General features: G+C 74.4%; 22 protein-coding genes. 7 read left to right on the plus strand and 15 right to left on the minus strand.

Annotated features, from left to right (window positions below; translation table 11 throughout):
* Positions 1–187: 187 nt before the first annotated feature.
* The 5 genes from IF06_RS0115600 to rocD all read left to right on the plus strand — a co-directional run bounded on the left by IF06_RS0115600 (position 188) and on the right by rocD (position 5,701).
* A complete protein-coding gene (locus tag IF06_RS0115600; protein WP_030271829.1) occupies positions 188–937 on the plus strand; it encodes a cellulose binding domain-containing protein in 750 nt (249 codons plus the stop codon).
* A 5-nt stretch (positions 938–942) separates the two neighbouring features.
* Positions 943–2,400 (plus strand): RICIN domain-containing protein, encoded by a 1,458-nt coding sequence (locus tag IF06_RS0115605; protein ID WP_030271831.1) that lies wholly within the window; start codon positions 943–945, stop codon positions 2,398–2,400.
* A 113-nt stretch (positions 2,401–2,513) separates the two neighbouring features.
* Positions 2,514–3,386, plus strand: coding sequence for a thrombospondin (locus IF06_RS0115610; RefSeq protein WP_030271833.1), 873 nt, complete (start codon positions 2,514–2,516; stop codon positions 3,384–3,386).
* Between the two features lie 285 nt (positions 3,387–3,671).
* Positions 3,672–4,487 carry a dimethylargininase gene (gene ddaH, locus IF06_RS0115615; RefSeq protein WP_030271835.1) on the plus strand — a complete coding sequence of 272 codons (816 nt, stop codon included), beginning with the start codon at positions 3,672–3,674 and terminating at the stop codon, positions 4,485–4,487.
* On the plus strand, positions 4,487–5,701 hold the full coding sequence (gene rocD / locus IF06_RS0115620; protein ID WP_030271837.1) for an ornithine--oxo-acid transaminase: 1,215 nt from the start codon (positions 4,487–4,489) through the stop codon (positions 5,699–5,701). The genes ddaH and rocD overlap by 1 nt, the downstream gene beginning before the upstream one ends.
* Positions 5,702–5,775: 74 nt before the next feature.
* Here the strand turns inward: rocD and IF06_RS0115625 are convergent, their stop codons facing one another.
* Together IF06_RS0115625 and IF06_RS0115630 are read right to left on the minus strand one after the other, a co-directional pair.
* Positions 5,776–6,924 (minus strand): FHA domain-containing protein, encoded by a 1,149-nt coding sequence (locus IF06_RS0115625; protein ID WP_030271839.1) that lies wholly within the window; start codon positions 6,922–6,924, stop codon positions 5,776–5,778.
* A gap of 197 nt (positions 6,925–7,121) precedes the next feature.
* Positions 7,122–8,174, minus strand: coding sequence for a fatty acid desaturase family protein (locus IF06_RS0115630; RefSeq protein WP_030271840.1), 1,053 nt, complete (start codon positions 8,172–8,174; stop codon positions 7,122–7,124).
* A 285-nt stretch (positions 8,175–8,459) separates the two neighbouring features.
* Between IF06_RS0115630 and IF06_RS0115635 the strand changes: the two genes are divergently transcribed.
* Positions 8,460–9,239, plus strand: coding sequence for an SDR family NAD(P)-dependent oxidoreductase (locus IF06_RS0115635; RefSeq protein ID WP_013288322.1), 780 nt, complete (start codon positions 8,460–8,462; stop codon positions 9,237–9,239).
* A 57-nt stretch (positions 9,240–9,296) separates the two neighbouring features.
* On the opposite strand, the gene IF06_RS0115640 is transcribed toward IF06_RS0115635, so the two are convergent.
* The 4 genes from IF06_RS0115640 to IF06_RS0115655 are packed head-to-tail and all read right to left on the minus strand — an operon-like array spanning position 9,297 to position 14,984.
* Positions 9,297–12,704 (minus strand): SCO7613 C-terminal domain-containing membrane protein, encoded by a 3,408-nt coding sequence (locus IF06_RS0115640; RefSeq protein WP_030271842.1) that lies wholly within the window; start codon positions 12,702–12,704, stop codon positions 9,297–9,299.
* Between the two features lie 47 nt (positions 12,705–12,751).
* Positions 12,752–13,072, minus strand: coding sequence for a divalent-cation tolerance protein CutA (gene cutA / locus IF06_RS0115645; RefSeq protein WP_013288324.1), 321 nt, complete (start codon positions 13,070–13,072; stop codon positions 12,752–12,754).
* A 55-nt stretch (positions 13,073–13,127) separates the two neighbouring features.
* Complete coding sequence (locus IF06_RS0115650; RefSeq protein ID WP_030271844.1) at positions 13,128–14,150, minus strand: 1-acyl-sn-glycerol-3-phosphate acyltransferase; 1,023 nt, start codon at positions 14,148–14,150, stop codon at positions 13,128–13,130.
* Entirely contained in the window at positions 14,151–14,984 is an 834-nt protein-coding gene (locus IF06_RS0115655) for a patatin-like phospholipase family protein (protein WP_013288326.1), read from the minus strand.
* Positions 14,985–15,163: 179 nt separating this feature from the next.
* Between IF06_RS0115655 and IF06_RS0115660 the strand changes: the two genes are divergently transcribed.
* Positions 15,164–16,657 carry a serine/threonine-protein kinase gene (locus IF06_RS0115660; protein WP_013475294.1) on the plus strand — a complete coding sequence of 498 codons (1,494 nt, stop codon included), beginning with the start codon at positions 15,164–15,166 and terminating at the stop codon, positions 16,655–16,657.
* A 4-nt stretch (positions 16,658–16,661) separates the two neighbouring features.
* On the opposite strand, the gene IF06_RS0115665 is transcribed toward IF06_RS0115660, so the two are convergent.
* The 9 genes from IF06_RS0115665 to IF06_RS0115705 form a co-directional block, all read right to left on the minus strand.
* Entirely contained in the window at positions 16,662–17,774 is a 1,113-nt protein-coding gene (locus IF06_RS0115665; RefSeq protein WP_369830089.1) for a glycosyltransferase family 4 protein, read from the minus strand.
* 82 nt (positions 17,775–17,856) lie between these two features.
* On the minus strand, positions 17,857–18,528 hold the full coding sequence (locus tag IF06_RS0115670) for a BON domain-containing protein (RefSeq protein WP_013288329.1): 672 nt from the start codon (positions 18,526–18,528) through the stop codon (positions 17,857–17,859).
* 135 nt (positions 18,529–18,663) lie between these two features.
* Complete coding sequence (locus IF06_RS0115675) at positions 18,664–20,178, minus strand: S1C family serine protease (RefSeq protein WP_013288330.1); 1,515 nt, start codon at positions 20,176–20,178, stop codon at positions 18,664–18,666.
* Between the two features lie 62 nt (positions 20,179–20,240).
* Entirely contained in the window at positions 20,241–21,797 is a 1,557-nt protein-coding gene (locus tag IF06_RS0115680) for a sensor histidine kinase (RefSeq protein WP_013475292.1), read from the minus strand.
* On the minus strand, positions 21,794–22,495 hold the full coding sequence (locus tag IF06_RS0115685) for a response regulator transcription factor (protein ID WP_030271847.1): 702 nt from the start codon (positions 22,493–22,495) through the stop codon (positions 21,794–21,796). The genes IF06_RS0115680 and IF06_RS0115685 overlap by 4 nt, the downstream gene beginning before the upstream one ends.
* 64 nt (positions 22,496–22,559) lie before the next feature.
* Positions 22,560–23,180, minus strand: coding sequence for a PadR family transcriptional regulator (locus IF06_RS0115690; protein ID WP_030271849.1), 621 nt, complete (start codon positions 23,178–23,180; stop codon positions 22,560–22,562).
* The gene (locus IF06_RS0115695) at positions 23,177–24,007 is read right to left on the minus strand and encodes a DUF4097 family beta strand repeat-containing protein (RefSeq protein WP_013475290.1); all 831 of its coding nucleotides are present in this window, start codon (positions 24,005–24,007) and stop codon (positions 23,177–23,179) included. Before IF06_RS0115695 ends, IF06_RS0115690 begins: the two co-directional genes overlap by 4 nt.
* Positions 24,008–24,131: 124 nt before the next feature.
* Entirely contained in the window at positions 24,132–25,025 is an 894-nt protein-coding gene (locus tag IF06_RS0115700; RefSeq protein WP_030271851.1) for a lysophospholipid acyltransferase family protein, read from the minus strand.
* Positions 25,022–25,798: a GNAT family N-acetyltransferase gene (locus IF06_RS0115705; RefSeq protein WP_013475288.1), complete on the minus strand. Its 777-nt coding sequence runs from the start codon at positions 25,796–25,798 to the stop codon at positions 25,022–25,024. The genes IF06_RS0115700 and IF06_RS0115705 overlap by 4 nt, the downstream gene beginning before the upstream one ends.
* Between the last annotated feature and the right edge of the window lie 33 nt (positions 25,799–25,831).

Below are 25,831 nucleotides of genomic sequence, written 5' to 3' on the forward strand. Positions count from 1 at the left end.
GGCGGCAGCGCTCGGGAGCCAGTGCGAGCCGCTCGATCTCGCCGGAGGGACAAGCGCGGGGTGATGCGCCACCCCGGTGCCGGGCAGTCGTCTCCGGCGCTCCGCCGTGTCGTCACGGCGGCGACATCGCGGTCCACCACCACTCCGGCGCCGACCGCCCCCGGCGCCCCCAGCTCGGGAGAGACAGATGCTCCGTACGCTCGGCGCGGCACTGGCCGCCGCCCTCGCCCTCACCGGCCTGGCCGCCTCGGCCGGCGCCGACCGGTCGCCCGCCACCACGACGACGACGCTCGCCACCGCGGCGACGCCGACCCCGACGCCCACGTTCGCGTGCCCGCCGGCGTTGCCGGTCAGCGGCCAGGTGACGGGGGCCACCACGACCAGCATCACCATCACCTACTGGATGGTGCTCAGCCCGCCCTGCGGATACGACCCGCCGCTGGTCGTCAGCCTCTTCGCCAGCCGCGAGGACGCCACCGGGTGGCGCGATCCGGTGGCCGAGGCCGTCACCGGGCCGGAACGATCCGGGACGGTGACCATCGGCGGCCTGGCCCCTGGTACCGAGTACTGGTTCCGGTTCGGCGACACCAAGGGCACGCGGGATCCGTACGTGATCGGCGGACCGGCGCGCACGCTGTCACTCTGCTCCGCGACGGCCACGATCGACAGCAGGTGGGGCGGTGGCTTCGTCGCCACTGTGACGGTGCGCAACGACGGCACCGAGCCGGTCCCGGGCTGGCTGGTCTCGTGGCGGTGGTCCGGTGACGAGCGCATCCAGTCGGTCTGGGGCGGGGTGGCCGAGGGCTCCGGCCAGGACGCCGAGGTCCGCAACGCCTCCTGGAACGGGACGCTGGCGCCGGGTGCTTCGACGACGTTCGGCCTGCTCGTGGCGACGAGCGCGACGCCCGCCGCCATCACGCCGGTCTGCGGGCGGTGACCGGCATGCGGTGGACGGCACGGCACGGCGGTACCGGCCGCCTCCTCGCGGCGGGGCTGGCGCTCGCAGTGGCCGTCGCGGCGACGGTGGTGGGACCGGCAGCGGGTGCGCTGGCGGCCCCGGTGACAGTCACCAACGGCACCCAGTTCACCGACACCACCGGCGCCGTGGTGCACGCCCACGGCGGCGGTGTCCTCAAGGTCGGCGACTACTACTACTGGTTCGGCGAGAACCGCAACCCGGACAACACGTTCCGGGCGGTCTCCGTCTACCGCTCCACGGACCTGCGCACCTGGGAGTTCCGCAACAACGTGCTCACCCAGTCGTCGGCCGCGGAGCTGCGGGTCGCCAACATCGAGCGGCCGAAGGTCGTCTACAACGCGGGCACCGGCCGGTTCGTGATGTGGATGCACAAGGAGAACGGGTCCGACTACAACGAGGCGCGGGCCGCCGTCGCCTCGTCGGCAACCGTGGACGGGAACTACACGTACCACGGCAGCTTCCGGCCGCTCGGGCAGCACATGTCCCGCGACATCACGCTCTACAACGACAACGGCACCGCGTACATGATCTCGGCGGCCGACGACAACTACGACCTGAACATCTACCGGCTCACCTCGGACTACCTCAACGTGGCCGCCCTGGTGGGCAACTTCTGGGACGGCGCGCACCGTGAGGCGCCGGCGATGTTCAAGCGGGGCTCCACGTACTTCCTGCTGACCTCGGGGGCGACGGGATGGAGCCCGAACCAGGCCCGGTACGCCACCGCGCCGAGCATCTCGGGACCGTGGAGCGGCTGGACCGACGTGGGCAACGGCACCACCTTCAACTCCCAGCCGGCCTTCGTGCTGCCGATCCAGGGCACGTCCGGCACCAGCTACCTCTATCTGGGTGACCGCTGGGCGGGCGCCTGGGGCGGGCCGGCCAACGACTCCCAGTACGTGTGGCTGCCGATCGCCTTCCCGACCGCCACCAGCATGAGCCTGACCTGGTATCCGTCAGTCACGGTCGACACGGCGGCGGGCACGGTCACCGGCAACTCGCCCACGTACTACCGCGTCACCGCCCGGCACAGCGGCCGGGTGCTCGACGTGATCAACGGCTCCACGGCGAACAACGCCGAGGTCAAGCAGTGGGGCTGGAACGGCGGCGGCAACCAGAGGTGGGAGTTCCAGGACGCCGGTGGCGGCTGGTTCCGCCTCGTCAACGCGGCGAGCGGCAAGTGTCTCGACGTCGCTAACGCGTCCACCGCCGACGGCGCCAACATCATCCAGTACACCTGCGGCAGCGGCGCCAACCAGCAGTGGCAGTGGGCCGCGCTCGGCGGCTGGTTCCAGCTGCGGGCCCGGCACAGCGGCAAGTGCCTGGACGTGGTCAACGCCGGCACCGGCGACGGCGCGGACGTCCAGCAGTACACCTGCGGTGCGGGCACCAACCAGCAGTGGTCACGCACGGTGTCGTGACCGGACGGCACGCCTGAGCGTGCGGAGCGAACCCAGGGGTGTCGATTTCGGCACCCCTGGGTACTTCCTGCATGTCATGCGCGGCCTCCGCGCCTGGATCAGGAGGTGCCATCGTGAAGATCTTGTCCCGCCGGAACTCTCCGGCGACCAGTACCGATACCAACGGCGACGGCGTGGTCGACGAGCGCGACCGGACCGCCGAGCAGCCGGCCGGCCAGCCCGTGGTCACCGACCGCGACGAGGAGCGGACCACGTACCGCAGCGCCGCCACCGCGACCGACGACGAGCGCGCCCGGGACGCGGCGACCGACCGGGACGCGCGCGACCTCGGCGCGACGACGACCGACGGCCGGACGGCGGCCACGACGACCGACGCCCGGATCGCAGCCGACGACGAGCGGGACGCGGAGGCCCGGCGACGGGCGGCGGACCGGGGCGCGGCGGCGCGTGCGGTCACCGGCCGCCGGGTCGACGCCGACACGCGGACCGCTCCGGTGACCGACGCCCGGACCGTCGGCGCAGCGCCCGCCGCCGAGCGCACCGTGGACCTGGACCGCGACGGCCGTCCGGACCGCACCGACCTCGACCGGGACGGCCGCCCCGACGGTACGGATACCGACCGCGACGGCCGGGTGGACCGTCCGGAGCCGTACACCACCAAGCGTCCCCGGGCCAGCCTGCTCGCCACGCTCGGCCTGATCGTCTCGGTGGTCGGGGCGCTGTTCGTGCTCTCCGGCACGCTCGCCGGGTACGGCATCGGCGTCGGCGCGGTCGGCGCCGTGCTGGCGGTGCTGGGCCTGATCGCCACCCGTCGCCGGCACGTGGCGGGCAAGACCGACGCGCTGATCGGCATCGCTGTCGGCCTGGCCGCCGTGGTGCTCGGCATCGTGGCGATGACCGGCCAGTTCGACTGGCCGACCACCGACGGCGACTGGGTGGGCCGCTTCCGCGAGTGGCTCGACTCACAGTTTGGCAACTGGTTCTGACGGGCACTGTCCCGATCGCCGGCAGGGCCGGCCAGCCCGATCAGTTCCGGTGGTTCACCGGCGGGCAACACCTCTTTCGGGGGCGGCGGTTCGCCGCCCCCGAAGTGTGTCCGGCGTCGGCGCAACGATCACTCGCTGCTGACCGATTCAACGCAACGATTCGCTGCTCAACGCAACTTCCCGCGGTGGATGTCGTCTACCCGGGCCGCATAACGTTGGACCACGGCGCCAGCCCGTGGGCCGACGGTGGCCGGGCGCGCCCGACTCTGGGAGCACGACATGACGATGGACGCCATCCGCCAGCGCTTTCTGATGTGCCGGCCGACGTACTTCGCCGTCGACTACGCGATCAACCCGTGGATGGACCCCACCGCCCCGGTCGACGCCGACCTGGCGATCCGGCAGTGGGAGCAGCTTCGGCGCACGTACCTGGACCTGGGCCACGAGGTCGACCTGATCGAGCCGGTCGCCGGCCTGCCGGACATGGTCTTCGCCGCGAACGGCGGCACCGTGATCGACGGCAAGGCCATGGCGGTGCAGTTCCGCGACCCGCAGCGCGCCGACGAGGCGCCCGCGTACCGGGCCTGGTTCGAGGGCGCCGGCTTCGAGATGTACGACCCGAAGCACGTCAACGAGGGCGAGGGCGACGTCCTGCTGGCCGGTGACCACCTGCTCGCCGGCACCGGGTTCCGCACCGCGCACGCCTCGCACGCGCAGCTCCAGGAGGTCTTCGGCTATCCGGTGATCACCATGCAGCTCGTGGACCCCCGGTTCTACCACCTGGACACCGCGCTGACAGTGCTCGACGAGCGCACCGTGGCGTACCTGCCGGAGGCGTTCTCCCCCGGCAGCCGGGCGGTGCTGCGCCGGTTGTTCCCGGACGCGATCCACGCCACCATGGCCGACGCCGAGGTGCTGGGCCTGAACGCGGTCAGCGACGGCCGGCACGTGGTGCTGCCCGCGCAGGCCACCGACCTGGCCGCGAAGCTGCGCGACCGGGGCTACGAGACCATCGGGATCGACCTGTCCGAGCTGCGCAAGGCCGGCGGCGGACCGAAGTGCTGCACGTTGCGACTCCGTCAGGGAAAGGCGAGCAAGTGATCATCGACGACATGCTGCGGACTCCGTCCGCGGTCCGGGACGCGGAGCGTCACACGGCGCACAACTACCACCCGCTGCCCGTGGTGATCTCGTCGGCCGAGGGCGCCTGGCTGACCGACGTGGACGGCCGCCGCTACCTGGACTGCCTGGCGGGATACTCGGCGCTGAACTTCGGCCACCGGCACCCGAAGCTGATCGAGGCCGCGCACGCGCAGCTCGACCGGCTCACGCTGACCAGCCGCGCGTTCATCCACGACCAGTTCGCCGACTTCTGCCGCGAGCTGGCCGCGCTGTGCGGCAAGGACCTCGTGCTGCCGATGAACACCGGCGCCGAGGCGGTGGAGACCGGCATCAAGGTGGCCCGCAAGTGGGGCTACCAGGTCAAGGGCGTCACGCCGGGCCAGGCCAACATCGTGGTGGCGGAGGGCAACTTCCACGGCCGTACCACCACCATCGTCAGCTTCTCCACCGACGAGGACGCGCGCGCCGACTTCGGGCCGTACACCCCGGGTTTCACAGTGGTGCCCTACGGCGACCTGGACGCGCTGACCGCGGCGATCGACGAGAACACGGTGGCCGTGCTGCTGGAGCCGATCCAGGGTGAGCAGGGCGTCGTGGTGCCGCCGGAGGGCTACCTGCCGGGCGTGCGCCGGGTCTGCACCGAACGCAACGTGCTGTTCGTCGCCGACGAGATCCAGTCGGGTCTGGGGCGTACCGGCGCGACGTTCGCCTGCGAGCACGAGGGCGTCGAGCCGGACATGTACCTGCTGGGCAAGGCGCTCGGCGGCGGCATCGTGCCGGTGTCGGCGGTGGCGGCGAACCGCGACGTGCTGGGTGTGCTCCAGCCGGGCCAGCACGGCTCGACGTTCGGCGGCAACCCGCTGGCCTGCGCGGTCGCGACCGAGGTGGTCCGGCTGCTCGCCACCGGCGAGTTCCAGCGCCGCTCGGCCGAGCTGGGCGAGCGGCTGCACGCCGGGCTGCGCGGCCTGATCGGCAAGGGCCTGGTGGCGGTACGCGGGCGCGGGCTGTGGGCCGGGCTGGACATCGACCCGGAGCTGATGACCGGCCGGCAGGCGTGCGAGCGGCTGATGGAGCGGGGCGTGCTGGCCAAGGACACGCACGGCTCGACCATCCGGCTCGCCCCGCCGCTGGTGATCACCGCCGACGAGATCGACCACGCGGTGGCGCAGCTCGCCGCAGTCCTGGCCGGCTGAGGCCGTACGCGGCCGACTCCGTACGCGAGAAGGCGCCGGGACCGCGACGGTCCCGGCGCCTTCGCACGTGCCCGTCAGGGACGCGGCAGCCGCATCGCCATGGTCGGCGCCTCGGCCATCACCGAGTTCGGGGTGTACTTCGCGTCGCTGCTCATGTCGTCCGCGCGGCCCACCTGCACGCCCGGGTACAGCTCGATCAGGTCGCTCTCGGCGAGCACCCGGGACTGCTGCGGCGCCAGCGCGATCCGCTCGTGCTCGGCCATCGAACCACCGGGGCGTACCCCGGAGCCGTTGGTGCTGGTGTCGGTGACCACCACCTCGCCCACCCGCAGCTCCAGCCGGATGTGGCTGCGGCTGATCCAGCGCCGGGCCTCGTCGTTGAGCCACTGGCCGAGCGTCACCCCACCCGGGCCGTCCGGTGCCCGGCCGATCGCCACCGGTTCGGTCTCGGTGAGCACGAACCGCTTGCGGACCAGACCGCCGATGCGCACGGCGAGCACAGCGGTACGTGGGCGCGGGCCGGCGTCGGAGAGCCGTGCGCCGTGCCGGGGGCAGGTCGGCGCGCCGGTACGCAGCGTGGGCGGCGGCTGCTCGGCCGGCACCCGGTCCACGGCGGCCAGGTCGGCGAAGGCGCCACCGCCCCCACCGCCCCCGAACAGCGCGCAGCCCGGCTCGGGGCAGCGCCACTTCCGGGAGAGCACCTTGACGCCCGCGGGTGAGCGACTGCCGGTGGCCGGGTCCTGGCCGCCGCCGACGTGCGCGATGAACACCGGCCCGCCGGCGCCGGGCACCGGGGCGAGCACCCGGCCCGCCTGCGCGACCCACGGGTACCGCCCGACGAGCCCGTCCAGCCGCGCCCGGGTGAGCACCGGCAGGCCGAGCAGGTCGGCCACCTCCAGCATCCGGTCACCGGGCTGGTCGAGCACCTCCACCAGGCCGTCGTCGGCCCACCGGCGCACCACCATCCGCTCGTTCGAGGTCAGGTCGGCGTCGGACAGCAGAGCCCGGTGCACGATCGCGTAGACCGGGACGCTGTCCTCGCCGATCTGCCGGGACAGCGCGTCGATCACCATCCCGAGTCGCAGCAGGCTGGCCGGACGGCCGCCGTCCAGGTTCTGCCAGCGGATCACCTCGGCCAGGTCGACCACGGCCCGGGCCAGCGACGGATCGGTGCAGACCCGACCCTCGATGGCGTCGAGCACCTTGCTGATCTCGAATCTCATGCCGCAGCTCCGCACGATGTCGTCCCGTGACGCGGCCGGGGCCGGTCGGCCCGCCGCGCCGCGCGCCACCACCGCGGCGCGTCCTCCACCATGCGACGACCCTACCGGCCACCCCCGTCGGCGGCGTGGCGGCGCACTCCCGAAAGGGGCGCACGCCACCGGGCTGGCGCCGCTCGCCCCCGCCCGGCCCGCCGCGCTCAGGCCGCGCGCAGCGGCCGGCCTACGTCGTGCAGGTGCGCCAGCGCCTGCCGGTACGACTCGAACAGCCCGGTCTCCGCGTACGGGACGCCCTGCTCGGCGCAGTACGCCATCACGAGCGGCCGTGCCCGGCGCAGGTTGGCACGCGGCATGTTCGGGAACAGGTGATGCTCGATCTGGTAGTTGAGCCCGCCCAGCGCCAGGTCGACGAACCGGCCGCCGCGTACGTTGCGCGAGGTCAGCACCTGCTTGCGCAGGTAGTCCAGCTCGTCGTCGGCGGTGGGCATCGGCATGCCCTTGTGGTTCGGGGCGAACGAGCAGCCCATGTAGAGGCCCCACAGCCCCTGGTGCACGGCGACGAACAGCAGCGCCTTCGCCGGTGACATGACCGCGAACAGCAACCCGAGGTAGCCGGCGGCGTGCGCGGCGAGCAGCAGCGCCTCCACGGCCCGGTGCCGCATCGGCACCCGCCACCGCCCGTCCGGTTCCCGGCCGACGAGCGCCTGCACGCTCGCCACGTGCAGCGCCAGCCCTTCCAGCAGCAGCAGCGGGAAGAACAGCCACGCCTGGCGGCGGGCCATCCACCGGCTCAGGCCGCGCGTCGCCATCGCCTGCTCGTACGTCCAGACCAGCGCGCCCGCGCCGACGTCCGGGTCCTCGTCGGTGTGGTTCGGGTTGGCGTGGTGCCGGTTGTGCTTGTCCACCCACCAGCCGTAGCTGAGCCCGACCGCGAGGTTGCCGGCGACCAGCCCGGCCGCCTCGCTCGGCCCGCGCCGGCGGAACATCTGCCGGTGCCCGGCGTCGTGGCCGAGGAACGCCACCTGCGTGGTGGCCACCGCCATCACCACCGCCAGCGGCACCTGCCACCACGAGTCACCGACGAGCGCCACCACGATCCAGCCGGCCAGGAACGCGCCGAGCGTGAGCGCGATCCGCAGCGCGTACCGGCCGGGCCGCCGCTCGAGCAGTCCCGCCTCGGCGATCCGGCGGGACAGCCGCGCGTAGTCGCTGCCCCGCCGTGCCGCGGGTTCCGTCGACGTGGAAGTGGTCATGTCGCCCCCGATGCCGCGAGCCACGCTCCGTACGCGACTCTCCGTCACCGATTCTGGCAATGACCGTCGCCGTGGGTAATCCCGCAGACCCCCGGCTCGGAGGTGGTGCTGGCCCTACCTCTCCGGGCCGGCGCGGCGCAAACGATCTTCGTCACACCGCAGCGAGCCCGTACGACGGTGGGCGCACCCCCTCTGACCAGCTAATCTGTACGTAAAGATGAGTACCACTCAGCTGAACGGCCGATAGGCAGGCTGCACGGTCATCGACAGACGGGAGACAGCGCGGTGCGTGGATTGACGGAAAAGGTGGTGTTGGTGACGGGCGGCGGCTTCAGCCCCGACCAGGTGGGCTCCGGACTCGGCATGTCCATGTGCGTCGAGCTGGCCGCCGAGGGCGCGAAGGTGGTCGTCTCCGACCTCTCCCTGGAACGCGCCGAGGCGACAGTCACGCGCGTCAAGGAAGCCGGCGGCGACGCGGTGGCGGTGGCGGCCGACGTCACCGACGAGGACTCGGTGCGCGCCATGGTGAGCGCCGCCCTCGACGCGTACGGGCGCATCGACGTGCTGGTGAACAACGCCGGCGTGTTCGGCGCGTACGTGCCGCTGCTGGAGATCGAGAACAGCCAGTGGGACCGCGTCATGGAGGTCGACCTGAAGGGCGTCTTCCTGGCCACCAAGGCCACGCTGCCGCACATGCTGGAGCGCGGCAAGGGCGTCGTGATCAACGTGTCGTCGGCGTCCGGCGTGGTCGCCAGCGAGGTCGGCGCGGAGTACACCACCGCCAAGCACGGCGTCATCGGGCTGACCAAGCAGATCGCCTACGACTACGGCCACCAGGGCATCCGTGCGGTCGGCATCGGCCCCGGCGTGATCAAGACCGCCGCCTTCGAGGGCGCGGAGATCACCAGCGACTTCCCGTTCTACGACCTGACCATGCAGGCGCCCGCCGGCCGGTACGGCGAGCCGCACGAGATCGCCCGTGCGGTCTGCTTCCTCGCCAGCGACGACGCGTCCTTCATCCACGGCCACACCATCCCGGTCGACGGTGGTTCGCCGATCAGGTGAGGCGAACGGATCGGCCCGGGCGGGATCGTCTCCCGCCCGGGCCGCATCCCCGCCGGGTCAGCCGAGCCGGGCGACGGCGTCGCGCAGCCGGACCAGGTCGCGCCGGCGCCGCTCGTAGGTGGCGGCCAGCCCGATCAGCAGCAGCCCGCCGAGGCCCAGGAAGATCCAGCGGGGCAGCAGGTCCCAGCCCCGGGCCAGCTCGTGCAGCGCCAGCGGCACCAGCGTGGCCGCGCCCAGCACCACTGGCGCCTGCCAGCGCCGGGCCGCCCCACCGAGCACGACGGCGAGCGCCGCCGCGCCGAGCGCCAGCCGCCGCCACGGCTGCGGCTCACCTGACACCAGCACCGACACGAGGCTCGGCAGGAACGCCGCACCGAGTCCCGGACCGAGCGCCAGCCAGCTGGTCAGCCCGGGCCGGCACCGCAGCGCCAGCAGCCCGGCACCCAGGGCGAGCGCCGCCGCCGGCAGCGTGTACGCCTCCAGCACGACCACCCCGCCCGCGGCGAGCAGCAGCCACCCGCCGACCAGCTCGCTGCCCGCGGCCACCGCCGCCAGCACGCGACGCCCGGCCGGCGACTCGCCCCGGCGCGGCACCCGGACCGCGACGGCCACACCCCACAGCACGCAGACCGCCGCCGCGTACCGCAGCGAGCCACCGGTGAGCAGCAGCGCGAGCAGCGCCACGGCCTGCGCCGCCGCCTCCAGCGCCCACGCACCGGCCAGCCCCGCGCCGACGCCGCCCGGCCCTCGGACCACGCGCAGCAGCGGCGCCGCGTGCAGCGTCACCGCCGCGACGGCCAGGGCGGCGAACGCCGCGGTACGCAGCGGCAGCCCCGCCGCCAGCGACGCGGTGACCGCGAACCCGGTGGCAGTCCCGACCGCGCCCAGCCACCCCGCGATCCGGACCACCGCCGGCCGCCCGCCCGCCCCGGTCACGGCACCGGCCACCACCAGCGCCCCGAGTGCGGCGAGCGTCCCCGCCCGGGTGGCGAGCAGGCCACCGAACCCGGGTACGGCCAGCACCGCCCCGAGCGGCACGAGCACCACCGGGCGCGCACCGGTGAGCGCGACGACCAGCAGCGCGGCCAGCCCGACGCCGAACGCGACCGCCGGCACCACCGGCCAGGGCGCACCGGCCGCCTCCGCCAGCACCGGCAGCGCGACAGCGCCGAACGGCAGCGCGGCGAGCCACCAGGCGACGCGGCGGTCCGTGGCGGCGTACGCCCCGGCGGCGACGCCCAGGAGCAGCAGCACCAGCCCGGCGCGGGCGGTCCCGGCGGACGCCGCCGGGGCGGCGGGCACCCCGGACCAGGGTTGCACCGGCAGGTCCACGAGCAACGTCAGCACCACCGGGGACACGGCCAGCAACGCCACGACGGCCAGCACGCCGCCGACCGCGCGCAGCGCGACCGCCGGCCGGGAGCCGGCCCCGGCGGCGAGCGCCAGCAGCACCCCCACCGCTGCGTACGGCGCCACCGGTTCCCCGCCCGGCGCGACGAGCGGCCCGAGGCCGACCCCGGCGAGCGCGACGGCGAGCCCCGTCGAGGCGTACCCGATCAGGTCGGTCCACAGGCGACGGACGGCGAGGACGACGACGACCGGCACCACGACGGCGGCGGTCGCGCCGCGCAGCTGCCACCAGGCCGGCGCGCCGAGGCCGAGCAGCGCGACCGCCACGCCCGCCGGTACGGCGAGCAGCGAAACGGCCAGCGCGACGCCGCCGACGACCGGCTGCGCGCCCTGTCCACGCCGGCCCAGCGCGGCGAGCGCCGCGCCGAGCACCGCCGTGACGGCGAGCACGGCCACGGCCCCGCCCGGGGCGGCGCAGCCGACGAGCAGCGCGTGCCCGAGCAGTACCGCCCCGGCCGACGCGGTGACCGGCACGACGACCCGTCCTCCACGCGGCCGGGCCACCGCCGCCAGCAGCAGCGCGGCGGCCGTCGCGAGGTCCACGACCAGCACCAGCGGCCACGGCGTCGCCGTCACGGCCGGCGCGGCGAGGGCGACCAGACCGGCGGCGGCCACGCCGGCGAGCGGCCGGACGGCCCGGGGCGTCAGTAGCGCGACCGCCCCGGCGGTCAGCAGCAGGGCCACCGGAAGCTGCCAGCCCCAGGACGGGACCGGCACGTCCCGGCCGCCCTGCCAGGCCGGGAAGCCGACGCTCGCGGTGGACGCGCCGACCAGGCCGGTGAGCACGACCGCCACCTGGCCCAGCGCGGCGGCCACGGCGAGCGCGCCCACGAGCGGACCGGTCCGGACCGGCGCCGGCAACGCCCGGACCGCACCGGCGAGCGCCGCCACCACGAGGCCGGCGGCGATCAGCAGCAGCCCGGACCGCCACTCGGCGACCGGCCGGATCAGCGCGACCGCGAGCACCGGCACCAGCAGCCCGGTGGTCGTCGCGCGCCAGAGGCGGCCACCCGCGGCGAGCCCGCCGGCGACCAGCGCCAGCGCCACCACCAGCAGCGGACCGCCGGCCAGCAGCGGCGTGCCCGCCGCGTGGCCGACCGCCAGCGGCACCAGCGCGCAGCCGGCCGCCAGGACCAGCGCCGTGCCGTGCCCGGTCCAGCCCAGCACCCGCCCGGCCACCAGCGCCGTGCCATTGCCGGAGGTACGGCGGCGCAGCACGACCACGACCGCGAGGTCACCGAGCGCCACGGCGGTCAGCACCAGCGCCCAGCCGGCAGCGGTGGGCCGGAACGCGGCAGCGGCCAGCGGCAGCACCGGCTGCGCGAGCAGCCACGCCGCGAACCAGGGTGCGGTGAGGCGGCTGACCAGCGCGTAACCGGCGGCCACCGCGGCGCTGCCCGCCGCCACCAGCGCCGCGTACCGGCTGCCGGGCAGGCCGGTCACCCCGAACAGGTCCACCGACCAGGCGGCGGATCCGTCCAGGACCACCAGGAGCAGCGCCACCGAGGCGAGCGTCTCGGCGGTGCCGCGCAGCCCGCGGGCCCGGGCGACGAGCGGCGCGACCAGGGCCAGCGCGGTGACGGCGAGCAGGATCAGCGCCCGGCCGGCCACCCCGAACGTGCTCCAGGCGACGGCGGTGAACACCACGGCGGCGGTGCCGAGCAGCAGGCCACCGAGGACGAACAGCAGGCCCTGGACCGCGCGGGTGGAGGTCTCCGCGCCGCCGGGGCGTACCGCGACGGGGGTGGGCGGAAGCTGACGCGGCGGCGCCGGCGCCGGGAACGGCGCGGGAGCGGCGGCGCGCGGCGCGGGGATCTCCTGCCGGATCCGGGCCGCCAGCACCGCCCGCCGCTGCCGGGCCGTGACCAGCCGGCCGGACAGATCCTGGTACGTCAGCCGGGCCGCCTCGACGCGCGGCACCAGCTCGGTGATCTCCCGGTCCAGCCGGACAACCTCGGCGGCGGGCGGGTAGGGCGGGCGGCCGCAGGCGCGGCATCCGGCGACGAGGTCGGCCGGGGCGCCGCAACCGGGGCAGGGGTAGCCGGTGTTCTCCACCCCGCCAGCTTCGTCAGCGGCGGAGCGGACCGACAGAGTAGGAGTACCTAGGGCCGGGTCTGCTCGTGTACCCAGGCGGTGTAGCCGGGGTTGCCGCTGTCCTCCCGGCTGACCAGGATCTCCGGCACCTCGTACGGGTGGTTGGCGCGGAGCTGGTCGACCAGGGCGTCCACCCGGTCCGGCGCGGTCTTGAACCGCACCTGCCACTCGGCGGTGGTCTGGATCGCCGACTGCCACCAGTAGGTGCTGTCCACCGGGCCGCCGACCTGGGCGCAGGCCGCCAGCCGGCCGGCGACGGCCGCGGCCGCCAGCACGTCCGCGACCCCGCGGGCGTCCACCACAGTCGTCACCACGCAGATCTGATCCACCAGCGCACCCTACGTGGCGTACCGCCGCCACGCCGAGCAGGCGCGGGGGAATCGGTCAGGTGTCGGCCGCGCCGTTGCGGTTGGCGGCGATCCACGTGTCGATGCGGGCCCACCAGTCGAACAGCCAGTCGATGCGTTCCTGCTTGCCGGCCGGGATCTCCTCCGGCGGCACCGACCAGAACCGCATCACGATCCGCTTGTCCATCGGCAGCTCGCGCCACACGTCGGCGACGGTGAGCATCTGGTCCAGGCCGGTGTGCGCCACGAAGATCACGCCGGCGTCCGGCGCGGCGTCGAGCGCGGCGAGCAGCCCGCCCGGCTGCGGGGCGAGTACGTGCCGCAGCCGCTCGGCGCGCCGCGCCATCCGTTCCAGGCCGAGCGACCGCAGCCGGTCGATCGCGCGCAGCCGCCGCGACGGGGTGAAGTTGCCGCCCTCCGGGAAGATCACGAAGGCGTCGTCGTCGTCCAGGCCGGTGGCCAGGTGCCCGATCTGCCGCACCACCGACTCCCGCCCGTCCGGCCCGGCCGCGATGAACCGGTTGGGCAACCGGTTGAGCAGCACGTCGATGGCCGGATCCCACTGGAGGGTCTCCTTGAGCACGATCCGGGGTTCCCGCCTGAACCAGTTCACCAGCGCGTGGATCAGGATGAACGAGTCGCCCGGCCCGGCGTGCCGGCAGACCACGAGTTCGGGACGGCCCGGCAGGGCGGTGTCCGGGTCGGTGCCGACCACGTCGATGCTCAGCCGCAGCGTCCACCGGGCCTGCCAGAACATGATCCGCAGGAACCACCCGGCCAGGACGTAGTGGGCCCGCTGGAAGGCCGGCGCGCGTTTGTACGCGCCGAAGCCCGAGGCGAGCCAGAGCAGGAACAGGGCGAGCAGCGCGGCGGCGTCCCAGACCAGGTAGACGGTGCCGATCCAGAGCAGCCGCAGCGGGCGCAGCCGTCCCGGCACCAGCGGGGACGCGGCGAGCGCCAGCAGCGCCCAGGCCGGCAGCGTGGTCACCACGAAGAAGGCCAGCAGCACCACACCAGGGGCGAGCACCAGCCGGCGTAGCCAGCGGGGTGGCAGCGGCATTCAGCGCTCCAGCGCGGTGTCCAGGTATCGGCGGGAGGCAGTGTACGCGCGACTGATCCGCCGTCCCACCGCCGCCGTGTCCCGGTACGCCCACGGGCTGTCGTCGCGCGGCTCCAGCCCGCCGGTGGGCAGCACGTGCACCTCGACGTCCTCGGGCAGCGCCGCCATCTCCCGCGCGAACCGGTGCCGGCGGGCGATCTCGAACGCCACCTGGGCGATCTCCCAGGGGCGGCGCGGCGGCGTCAGCTCGCGTTCGATCCGGCCCACCTGGAGCACGAAGATCTGCTTCGCGCCGAGCAGCACCGCCTCGCCGACCGGGATCGAGTTGACCACCCCGCCGTCGATGTAGTGCTGGCCGTCGAGCTGGGCCGGGGGCAGCAGCCCGGGCACCGAGGCGGACGCGAGCACCGCCGGCACCAGCGGTCCGGTGTGGAACCAGTGCTCGGCCGCGCGCTCGATGTTCGCGGCGCAGCAGCGAAACGGCACGGCCAGGTCGGCGAACGTGGTGTCCTCGCCCAGCGCGCTCTCCAGCAGGCGGTACAGCGGCCGGGGCGAGTGCAGGTGGGTACGTGCCGCGAACCGGCGCAGCTGCCGGGCGACCGAGTCGCCGTACACCTCGCTGGCCTCGGGCGACGCCCAGAGCCGGACCAGCCGGTCGGTGACCGCCTCGGTCGGGTCGGCGGCGACCAGGGCGCCGTTGACCGCGCCGATCGACGTACCCAGCACGAGGTCGGGTCTGATCCGGGCGCGGAACAGGGCACGCAGCATGCCCACCTCGACCGCGCCGAGCACTCCCCCGCCGCCGAGCACGAACGCCACCGGACCTGCTGCCATGCCGTTCATCCTGGCACGCGGCCCACACCCGGCCGGGTGGCCGCCCCGACCGAGGTGGGAGCGTCACGCGACGCCGCCCGGGCTATGACACAGCGCGATCGTCAACGGGACGACTGTTGACAGGTCAGACACATTCCCGCAACCTGATAGCGCTCCCGAGCCCAGGCAGGTGCGAGCTGATGGCGACACTCCAGGCCGGCCGTCTGCTGGCCCGGCGGTACCGGCTCATCGACCGGATCGGTGCCGGTGGCATGTCGGTGATCTGGCGTGCCCGCGACGAGGTGCTCGACCGGGTGGTGGCGGTGAAGGTGCTCGCCCCCTCGCTCGCCGCCGACGCGCGGTTCCGCGACATGGTGCGCGAGGAGGCCCGCTCGGCCGCCCAGCTCGACCATCCGCACGTCACAGCCGTGCACGACTACGGCGAGACGGTGGCCCCGGACGGTTCCATCACCTCGTTCGTGGTGATGGAACTGCTCAGCGGCGAAGAGCTGGAACACCTGCTGACCCAGGGGCCGCTGCCCTGGCCGGCGGCGGTGGAGACGGGCGCGCAGGTGGCCGAGGCGCTGGCCGCGGCGCACCGGCTCGGCATCGTGCACCGCGACGTGACCCCGGCCAACGTGATGATGACCGGCACCGGCGCGAAGGTGCTCGACTTCGGCATCGCCACCCGGATCGGCACGCCGGACGACGACGAGGACGGCGGCACGTTCGGCACCCCGGCGTACGTGGCCCCGGAGCGGCTCGACGGCGCGCCCGCCCAGCCGGCCACCGACGTGTACTCGCTCGGCGTGCTGCTGTTCGAGACGCTGACCGGGCACCCCCCGTACCCGGCGGAGACCTGGGAACAACTGAGCGCGGCGCTCGCGGACTGTCCGGAGCCCACACTGGACGACGTACCGGGCCTGCCCGGGCCGGTCGCTGACATCTGCCTGCGCTGCCTGGCCCGCGACCCGCGTCACCGGCCCACCGCGCACCGGGTGGCCGCCGTGCTGCGCGACCAGATGCTGCCCGCCGACCCGCAGGCGGCCACCATGCTGGCGCCGACCATGACGCTGCCCGCGCTGACCTCCCCGCCGCCGGCCGGCCCGGAACCGGCGGGGCCGCCGGCCCCGGGCCAGGCCCCCGCGGCGCAGCCGATCCCGGAGCCGGGGCAGGATCCCGCCGCGCAGCCGGTTCCGGGCCGGCGGCGGACCCTCACGCTGGCCGCAGTCGGCGTGACTGTGGTCGCCGCGGCGGCGCTGCTGGCGTCCGCGCTGACGCCGGACCGGCCCGCCGGCCCCCGGGTGCTGCCGACCGCCGGGCCGGTGCAGCCGTCGCCCGCCGAACCGCCGGTGACCGAGGAGCCGGCCACCACGCCGCCGGCCGGGCCGACCACTCTGCCGTCGACCGGCGGCGTGCGCCCGCCGGCCGCCGGTCAGGCCGACGCCGCCGAACGGGTGGACGGGCTGATCGAGGCCGGGCTGACCGAGGGCCAGATCCGCGAGGACGTCGGGGTGGACCTGCGCAACCTGCTGCGCAACGCGGTCGCCGCGAACGGCGAGGGCGAGGTGACAGCCGCCGTGGACCGGCTCCGTGGCAAGATCGACGAGCGTCGCCGCGAGGGCAGCATCAGCCCCGGGTACGCGCGGCGACTCGACGCCGCCGCGGCGGAACTCGTGGCCGGGCAGACCTGACGGGTCAGCCGGCCACGACCGGCGCGACCGCCCGCTGTGCCCGTGCGGGCGCCCGCGCGGCCAGGAAGCCCCGGTAGACCGCCTCGTAGTCGGCGGCCATCCGCTCCACCGAGAAGTTCTCCGCCACGTGCGCCACGCAGTCCGCCGGGTCCAGGTCCGCCGCCGCCCGCAACGCCGCCGGCAGCTCGCCCGGGTGGTCGCAGACGAAACCGGTCACCCCGTCGCGGACCAGTTCCGGCACCGCGCCCCGGCCCAGCGCCACCACCGGCGTACCCGTCGCCATCGCCTCCACCATCACCATGCCGAACGGCTCCGCCCACTGGATCGGCATGATCAGGCAGCGGGCGTCCAGCAGCAGCCGCAGCGCGGTCACCCGATCCGCGTTCACCACGGGCGTCACGTCGTCGCCGAGCAGCGGCCGGACCACCTGCTCCAGGTAGCGGCGCTCAGCGGGCTCGTTGCACTTGCCCGCGAGCGTGAGCGGCAGCCCGGCCGCCCGGCAGGCCGCGATCGCCACGTCCGGGCCCTTGTCCGGGCTGAACCGGGCCAGCCAGAGCACCGGGCCCGCGCCCGGGCTGCGCTTGCGGGGGATGTCCCGCAGCGGCATCGCGTTGTGCACGGTGCCGGCCCAGGGCAGCCCCGGGTTGGCCCGGCGCTGGGCGTGCGAGATCGCGATCAGGCCCACACCCCGGTCGGTGTTGCCGAGCACAGTGCCGTACTCGCCGACCGGGTTGCCGTGCACGGTGGCCACAGTGGGCACGCGGCGGCGGCCGGCCACCATCGGGCCGATCGTGGTGTGGTCGTGGATCAGGTCGAAGTCGGCCGGGTCGACCAGGCGGTCCACGTGGGCCAGGTGCGCCAGTTCGGGCAGCGACTCGCCCATCCGCTCGTACTGGAGGTCGTCGCAGGTGGAGACGAAGTCGGCGGCGGTGCCGTGCTCGGTCCCGGCGCCGAACAGCGTGACGCGGTGCCCCCTGTCGACGAGCGCGTCGACGAGCCCCGCCACCACTGTCTCCAGCCCGCCGTAGCCGGGCGGCGGCACCGACAGCCACGGCGGCACCACCATGGCGATCCGCAACGGCCCGGCCCACGCGCGCTCCGAGGACTGCTGGTTCACGGCCACGAGTCCTCCCCGTCGGTCCCCGGCGTACCCCGCTGCGCGCGGGTTCCCGGCCCGGCCCGCGGTAAACGACGGGCGGTCAGCCGGACACCACGATCGCGACGTGCACCTCCCGTACGCCGGGCAGCGCCCAGGCGGCCCGTTCCGCGTCCTCCCGCTGCCACCAGGCGCTCACCACACCGTCGAGCACCACCGTGTCGCCGTCGACCCGGGCGTCGATCCGCTCGGTCCCGGTACGCCGCAGCAGCAGGCGGCGCAGGTCGATCCGCTTCTGCTCGTCACTCGGCGGGGTCGGCGGCCGCACCTCGACCAGGTTCGTCACCCCGCGTACGCCGCGCAGCCGGCGCAGTTCCCGTTCGGCGGTACGGCGCTGGAAGCCGAACTCGACCTCGCCGCGCAGCATGATCCAGCCGTCGGCGACGGTCACGTCCAGCCGCTCGGCGGGCACGAAGCTGTCCCACTCCAGCGCCCGGCTCGCAGCGATCGCGATGTCGGCGTCGGTACGCCGGTCCGTGGCCGGCAGGTCGACCGCCAGGTCACTGGCGACCGCCCGGACGCCGCGTACCCGGTGGGCGCAGCGCTCGACGGCCCACCGCCGGGCGTAGCTGTCCACCTGGCCGGTGAGCGTCACGACGCCCCGCGCGACTGTCACGCCGACCTCGGTGGCCCGGGTCTGCGCGTCCCAGTCCAGTTCGGCGAGGACGTCGCGCTGGATCTGCTGGTCGGTACGCACGGCGGACGTGGTGGTCATGCCCCGACCCTCCCGCCGGTACGGGTGAGGCGCGCTCACCCGTGCCGGGTGAGAAACGAGGAGGGGCGGCGGGTGACGGAGCCAACCCCCTTGGCTCCGTCACCCGCCGCCCGGGAGGGAGGCAGGTCCTCGGGACTATGACGTCTCGGCGAGCGTCACGGTTGCGTTCTCGGTGGATCCGTTTCGCTTGTACTGCACCTCGACCCGGTCGCCGACCTTGCCGGCCTGCACGGCGCCGACCAGGTCGTTCGAGTCGTTGATCACCTTGTCGCCGAACTTGGTGATCACATCGCCGCGCTGGATCCCGGCCTTCTCGGCGGGGCTGCCGGGCGTGACCGCGGCGACCAGCGCGCCGCCGTCCTCGGCGCCGTTCACGCTCACCCCGAGCGAGGGGTGGCTGATCTTCTCGCCGCGCTGGAGCTTCTCGGCCACGTTCTTGGCCTTGTTGCTCGGGATGGCGAAGCCCACGCCGATGTTTCCGGTGCTGCCCTGCCCGGCGGTGGCGATGGCGGTGTTGATGCCGATCACCTCGCCCCGGGTGTTGACGAGCGCGCCGCCGGAGTTGCCCGGGTTGATCGGGGCGTCGGTCTGGAGCAGGCCGGAGATCGAGCTGGCGCCCTGCTGCGGGTTCTGCTGGCCGCCCTCCCCCGCCTGGATGGTGCGGTCGCGGGCGCTGAGGATGCCGGCGGTGACCGAGCCCTGGAGGCCGAGCGGGCTGCCCAGGGCGAGCACCTGGTCACCGACCTGCATGGCGTCGCTGTCGCCGAACTTGGCCGCCTTCAGGTTGCTCACGCCACTGGCCTGGACCACAGCGAGGTCGGTCTTCGGGTCGGTGCCGACGATCTTCGCGGAGGCGCTCTTGCCGTCGGCGAAGACCACCCGCACGGTGTCACCACCGGCGCCGGCGACGACGTGGTTGTTGGTGAGCACGAACCCGTCGGCGCTGAGGATCACCCCGGAGCCCTCACCGCTGTTCGTCATGATCGTGACGATGCTGTCCTGGACGGAGGCCGCGATCTTGGGCAGGTCGGCGCTGTTGATCACCGGCGCGGCGGAGTAGGTGCGGGTGGGGCCGTCCCCGTCGAGCGCGAGGGCGAGCGCGCCACCGGCCGCGCCGGAGCCGAGCATCAGGACCAGCGCCAGCGCGCCCGCGCCGACGAACTTCCCGGCCCGGCTGGGGCGGGCCGGCTGCTGCGGGCCCCACTGCGGCATCGGCTGCCCGGGCTGGTACGACTGGTATCCCTGCTGCGTCTGGTACGGCTGTGCCTGGTACGACGGCACCGGCCCACCGTGCTGCGTGGACGGGTAGCCCGCGGCGGTCTGCTGGTTCCAGCCGCCCTGCTGGTGCTGCTGCCCGTACCAGGGGTGCGGCTGCCCCGAGGCCGGGTACGGCGGCGCGGACGGCGTCGCCGGCTGCGGCGGGTACGGCCCGGCGGGCGCGGTGTTTCCGGCGCTCTCCGCCGGGTTCGTGTGCCCGGCGGGCGTGCTGGTTCCGGCGGCCGGGGAGTCGGCCGGAACCGACGCCGCGGCCGGGGTGCTGGAGGAGTCCGACGTCCCGCTCTCGAGGCGGGGCAGCTCGGCGGTGTGGTGCGACGGCTCGGCGTCGGCGGGGGCCGGCGACCGCTGCGGATCGGTCTCGTGGTCGGTCATGCCACCAGCTTTCCCCGTAGCACTGTCACCAGCCTGGAATCCGCCTGGAAGTTTTCTGAATGTCACTCGCCGGGCTCGGGCTCCTCGGGCAGCAGCGGCAGCTTCACCCGGAAGGTCGCCCCTCCGCCCGGTGTCTCCGCCACCTCGACGGTGCCGTGGTGCGCGGCGACGAGCGCGGCCACGATGGCCAGGCCGAGGCCGGTGCTGATCGGCCCGCCGGCCCGGCGGGTACGGGCGGCGTCCACCCGGTAGAACCGCTCGAAGACCCGTTCGGCCTGCTCCGGGGTGAGGCCGGGACCGGTGTCCGCCACCTCCACCACGGCGAGGTTGCCCGCCTCGGCCCGCAGCCGCAGCGTCACCGAGGTGTCCGGCGGCGTGTGGGTGAGCGCGTTCGTCATCAGGTTGCCGATCACCTGGCGCAGGCGCGCGTCGTCGCCGAGCACCACCAGCGGCCCGGCGCCCGGTTCCCGCTCCAGCTCGATCCGCCGGTCCGGGGCGACCACCCGGGCCGCCTCGACCGCGTCGGACGCCAGCACCGGCAGCTCGACCGGGGCCAGCGCGATCGGCCGTTCCCGGTCCATCCGCGCCAGCAGCAGCAGGTCCTCCACCAGCAGACCCATCCGGGACGCCTCGTCCTCGATGCGGCGCAGCAGGTCGGCGGTCTGCTCCGGCGCCCGCGCCGCGCCCTGGCGGTACAGCTCGGCGAAGCCCCGGATGGTGGTCAGCGGCGTGCGCAGCTCGTGCGAGGCGTCGGCGATGAACTGCCGCATCCGCTCCTCGGACCGGCGGGCCCGCGCCTCCGACGCCTGCGCGTACGCGGCGGCGTCCCGTGCGCCCATCTCGGCGCTGCGCGCCGCCGCCTCGGAGGCGGCCCGCGCGGTGAACGCGGCCTCGATCTGCGCGAGCATGGCGTTCAGTGCCCGGGACAGGCGGCCCAGCTCCGAGGTGGGGCACGGCCGCCCCATCTCCGGGTCGGGCACCCGCCGGGTCAGGTCGCCGCCGGCGATGGCGGCCGCCGTACGCTCTATCTCCACCAGCGGCTTCAGGCTGGTACGGACGATCCCGGCGCCCACCGACGCCAGCGAGATCAGCACCGCGCCGCCGACCAGGAGGTCTATCCAGACCAGCCGGCCGACCGCGGAGTCTACGCCGGTGAGGTGCTGCCCGAGCGCGATGATCCGCCCGTCGGGCAGGGCGGTGTAGAGCATCCGCCACCGGCTACGACCGTCCTCGGAGCGCACGGTGAACGGGTCGCCCACCCGCTCCTGGTAGCCCGCGTAGTCGGCGGGGAACCGGGGCAGTTCCTCTTCGCGCAGGCCCTCGTAGCGCGTCGGCTCCTCCGGCAGCTCACCGGGCGCCATGACGGACGCCACGTAGTCCGACGGAATGGTGATCTTGATCCCGCCGCCGCCGGCCTTGTCGAGCGTGTTGGCCACCGTGTACGCGCCGCCGCGGAGCTGGTCGTCCGCCTGCCCGATCAGATAGTTCCGCAGCAGGAACGCCGTCAGGCCGCTGATCACCACCAGCGCCACAGCCACGAGCGCGAGGACCGCGGCGACGAGCTTCAGCCGGAGCGGGACGCTGCGCAGCCTGCCCTTCGCGTCGTGGACGACGTTCACGCCGCCGGCTTGCGGAGCACGTATCCCACTCCCCTGAGCGTGTGGATCAGCCGGGGCTGGGTGTTGTCGACCTTGCGCCGCAGGTACGAGATGTAGGACTCGACGATGTTGTCGTCACCGCGGAAGTCGTAGTTCCAGACGTGGTCGAGGATCTGCGCCTTGCTGAGCACCCGGTTGGCGTTGAGCATCAGGTAGCGCAGCAGCTTGAACTCGGTCGGCGACAGCTGCACCCGCTGACCGGCCCGGTGCACCTCGTGGGTCTCCTCGTCCAGCTCCAGGTCGGCGAAGGTGAGGCGGGACGGAGCCTGCTCACCGGTCGCGGTACGCCGCAGCACGGCCCGGATACGGGCGGTCAGCTCCTCCAGGCTGAACGGCTTGGTGACGTAGTCGTCGCCGCCCAGGGTGAGCCCGCGGATCTTGTCGTCGGTGGCGTCACGCGCGGTCAGGAACACCACAGGGGTACGCGTACCGCCCTCGCGCAGCATCCGGATGACCTCGAAGCCGTCCAGGTCGGGCAGCATCACGTCGAGCACCACCAGGTCGGGCCGGTGGTCCTTGGCGGCGTTGAGTGCGGCGCTGCCGCTGGTCGCGGTGGCCACGTCGAAGCCCGCGAAGCGCAGGCTCGCGGAGAGCAGTTCGAGGATGTTGGGATCGTCCTCGACGACGAGAAGCCGGGCCTCGGTCTGGGTAGCCGCCATGGCACCCATCATCCGTGCTCCGGCTGCGGCCGCGCTGGGTGCTCCCTGGAAACAACCTGTGAGATCAGCGGAGCAGCCGCCGCAGCCCTTCCAGCGCACCGTCGAGCAGCCGGATCGCGGTACGGAGCTGGTTGTCGCTGAGCCGCCGGGCCCGGACCAGCGCCCCGACCTCGACGGTGAACGCGGCGAGCCGCTGGTCGAAGTCGGCGAGCAGCGGCGACTCGTCCGGGCGGGCCGATCCCCCGTCGCCCGCCGGCCGGGTGGTCGCGGACGCCGTCCAGCCGCCCTGCCGGGTCTGCCGGGCCGCCTCGCGCAGCTCCCGCTTCAGGTCGCGCACCGATCCGCGTACCTCGGTGCGTATCTCACCGGCCAGCGCGGAGAGGTCCTCGACGGCGGCGCCGATGTCGCTCTCCAGCGTCGACAGCTCGTCGGCGCGCTGCCGCAGTTCGGCGCGGCCCGCCTCGGTGATCTCGTAGACCTTGCGCCCGCCCGCGGCGGTGTGCGTGACCAGCCCTTCCGCCTCCAGCCGTTGCAGGCGCGGGTAGATGGTGCCGGCGCTGGGCGCGTACAGGCCGAGGAAGCGCTCCTCCAGCAGACGGATCAGCTCGTAGCCGTGCTTCGGGCCGTCGTCGAGCAGCTTCAGCAGGTAGAGCCGGAGCCGGCCGTGGCTGAACACGGCGGTCACGGCACGTCCTCCACATGGTCGGCGGGCGCGACCGGGCGGGCGAGCAGCGCGATGCTGCCGGAGGTCGCGGAGGCCCAGAGCCTACCCGCACCCCCACCGAGCACACCGTGGCTGTCCTTGATCGAGCCCAGCCCGCGCCCACCGCCGTCCACCTGGGGGAAGCCGCTGGTGATCTTGCCGGAGGTGGTGTGCAGGTGCACTGTGAGGTCGCTGTCCTCGCGGACCCGCACGGTGATGCTGCCGGAGATGGCGCTGAGCCGGATCTCGCTGCCGCGCGGGTTGTCCAGGTCGCAGGTGATCGAGCCGGAGACGGCGTGCGCGCGGACCCGCTCGGGCGCGCTGTCGGCGAGGATCAGCTCACCGGAGACCGTCTCCAGGTCCAGGTCGCCGCCGATGCCGAGCGCCTCGACCGGCCCGGAGATGACCTTCGCGCTGGTGCGTCCCCGCAGACCGCGCAGCGTGACCTGCCCGGAGGTGACGTCGACCCGGGTCTCCCGGCGCAGCCCGGAGGCGACGAGCGCGCCGCTGACCACCGACAGGGTGGCGAGCACGTCCGGCGGAACGGCGACCGACACCTCGGCCCGGATCCGGTTGCCGAACCAGGAGAAGATGCCGAGCAGGCCGGGCTTGCGCTTGTGCCGGATCGTCAGCCGCCCGTCGCGTACCTCGACGAGAAGCGGCCGGCTGCTGATCCGGGTCACGTCGACCCGGGCCGGACCGTCGGCGCCGACCACGTTCAGCCGGCCGCTGATCAGCTCGGCGTCGAGCCGGGTGATCGGCTCGTCCAGCGTGATGCGCTGCGGGTTGTCGACCGTCCAACTGGCCATGACACGCTCCCCTCGTCGGCGTACCGGCCCACGGCACGCCAGGTGTTGCGAGGAGCATAACGCGATACATCGCGACTGAACAAGATACTATCGCGACTATGTCGCGTCCCCGACGACCGAGCGGTCAGGCCGCCAGGTCGAGCTGGGTCGCGAGCACGGGACGCGGGGCCGGGCGGACCGCGGCCTCGGCGATCCGGGCCAGCGCCCGGCGGTCCGCGCCCTCGGCCGGGTGCAGCGCGGCGCTCACCGTCACCGACACGGTCAGGTCCCGGGCGGCGAGCACCCGGCGCATCGACGCCCAGAGCGTCTCCTCGCCGAGGAAGGCGGGCAGCGTGCTCGGGTCGCCCGCGTACCGGTAGCCGAGGCTCAACGGCACCACCGGCGCACCCGCCGCCACGGCGGCCTCGAACATCGCCGGGCGGAAGCCGCGGCTCGGGCGGCAGTCCGTCGCGGCGCCGCACCAGGTCGTACCCTCCGGGAACACCGCCACCGACCGCCCGGACCGCAGCGCGCCGGCCACCCGCGCGACGGTGGCCGGCAGGTCACGCGGCCGGGACCGGTCCACGAAGACGGTGCCCGCCGCGGCGGCCAGGGCACCCACCAGCGGCCAGCTCCGGACCTCGCGCTTCGCCAGCATCCGGGCCGGCGACACGGCGATCACCGCCAGGACGTCCAGCCAGGACACGTGGTTGGCGACCAGCAGCGCGCGCCCGCGCGGCGCCCGGCCGCGGACCAGCAGACGCACCCCGAGGGTACGCAGCGTCCACCGCGCCCAGCCCCGCAACGCAGCCCGGCCCCGGGCGGCGGGCAGCACCGGCAGCAGCGCGACCAGGCCCGTCCCCGCCAGGAGCATTCCGAGTACGCCGAGCAGCCGCCCGGCCCGGCGCAGCCACGACACGTCCGGGGCGGCGTGCGGCGGCAGACAGTCCGGCCCGCAGCCCGAGGCGGGCCGCCACAGGCCCTCCGCGTCGGCGCCCGCGCACGGGTCCGCGCCGAGCCCGGGGACAGCGGCGGTCACGACCCGGCCTCGCCGAGGAAGTGCCGCAGGTAGCGCGGGTTCATCCGGTCCAGCGAGAACAGCACGTAGAAGTCGGCGCAGCCGAAGTCCCTGTCGTACGCGGGCTCGCCGGCCACCCAGGCGCCCAGCCGCAGATAGCCGCGCAGCAGCGGCGGCACGAGCGCCCGGCGTCGCGCCGGGGTGAGCGCGGCGAGGTCGGCGGCGGGCGCCTCGGCGAACCAGGGCCGGCGCGGGGTGACCCGCAGCAGCGGCGGGGCGAGGTGCCGGGCGGTGACCTCGGCCCACACCTGCGCGGCGGCGGTCCCGCCGTCGGCGACCGGCACCGAGGCGCAGCCACCGAGCCAGCGGGCGCCGCGCAGGTGCAGGTAGCGGCAGATCCCGGCCCACATGAGGTTGATCACGGCGCCGGTGCGGTGGTCCGGGTGGACGCAGGAGCGGCCCGCCTCGACCAGGTCGTCGCGGAGCGGGGCGAGCGGGCCCAGGTCGAACTCGGCGTCGGCGTACCGGCGGTCGGTGCGGCCGGGCGGCAGCAGCCGGTACGTGCCGACGACCTCCCCGGTCCCCTCGTGCAGCACCACCAGGTGGTCGCAGTACGCGTCGAACCCGTCGGTGTCGAGCCCGGTGGCGGCGGTCGGCAGGGTGGCGCCGAGTTCGCCGGCGAACACCTCGTGGCGCAGGCGTTGCGCGGCCGCGACCAGTGTCGGGTCGTCGGCGATCAGCAGGGTGTAACCGCTGGTCGTGAGCGGTGCGCCAGCGGCGTGCAGAACGGCCATGACTCCTGTGTAGGTGCCCCGGGTTGCCACCGG

The sequence above is a fragment of the Micromonospora globosa genome, assembly GCF_000717585.1.
GTDB lineage: Bacteria > Actinomycetota > Actinomycetes > Mycobacteriales > Micromonosporaceae > Micromonospora > Micromonospora aurantiaca.

Bases quoted from the DNA above. Each gene is read 5' to 3' on its own strand.
- IF06_RS0115600 (WP_030271829.1), top strand. From the start codon at position 188: ATGCTCCGTACGCTCGGCGCGGCACTGGCCGCCGCCCTCGCCCTCACC.
- IF06_RS0115605 (WP_030271831.1), top strand. From the start codon at position 943: ATGCGGTGGACGGCACGGCACGGCGGTACCGGCCGCCTCCTCGCGGCG.
- ddaH (WP_030271835.1), top strand. From the start codon at position 3,672: ATGGACGCCATCCGCCAGCGCTTTCTGATGTGCCGGCCGACGTACTTC.
- IF06_RS0115625 (WP_030271839.1), bottom strand. From the start codon at position 6,924: ATGAGATTCGAGATCAGCAAGGTGCTCGACGCCATCGAGGGTCGGGTC.
- IF06_RS0115630 (WP_030271840.1), bottom strand. From the start codon at position 8,174: ATGACCACTTCCACGTCGACGGAACCCGCGGCACGGCGGGGCAGCGAC.
- IF06_RS0115650 (WP_030271844.1), bottom strand. From the start codon at position 14,150: ATGCCGCTGCCACCCCGCTGGCTACGCCGGCTGGTGCTCGCCCCTGGT.
- IF06_RS0115655 (WP_013288326.1), bottom strand. From the start codon at position 14,984: ATGGCAGCAGGTCCGGTGGCGTTCGTGCTCGGCGGCGGGGGAGTGCTC.
- IF06_RS0115660 (WP_013475294.1), top strand. From the start codon at position 15,164: ATGGCGACACTCCAGGCCGGCCGTCTGCTGGCCCGGCGGTACCGGCTC.
- IF06_RS0115670 (WP_013288329.1), bottom strand. From the start codon at position 18,528: ATGACCACCACGTCCGCCGTGCGTACCGACCAGCAGATCCAGCGCGAC.
- IF06_RS0115675 (WP_013288330.1), bottom strand. From the start codon at position 20,178: ATGACCGACCACGAGACCGATCCGCAGCGGTCGCCGGCCCCCGCCGAC.
- IF06_RS0115685 (WP_030271847.1), bottom strand. From the start codon at position 22,495: ATGGCGGCTACCCAGACCGAGGCCCGGCTTCTCGTCGTCGAGGACGAT.
- IF06_RS0115695 (WP_013475290.1), bottom strand. From the start codon at position 24,007: ATGGCCAGTTGGACGGTCGACAACCCGCAGCGCATCACGCTGGACGAG.
- IF06_RS0115705 (WP_013475288.1), bottom strand. From the start codon at position 25,798: ATGGCCGTTCTGCACGCCGCTGGCGCACCGCTCACGACCAGCGGTTAC.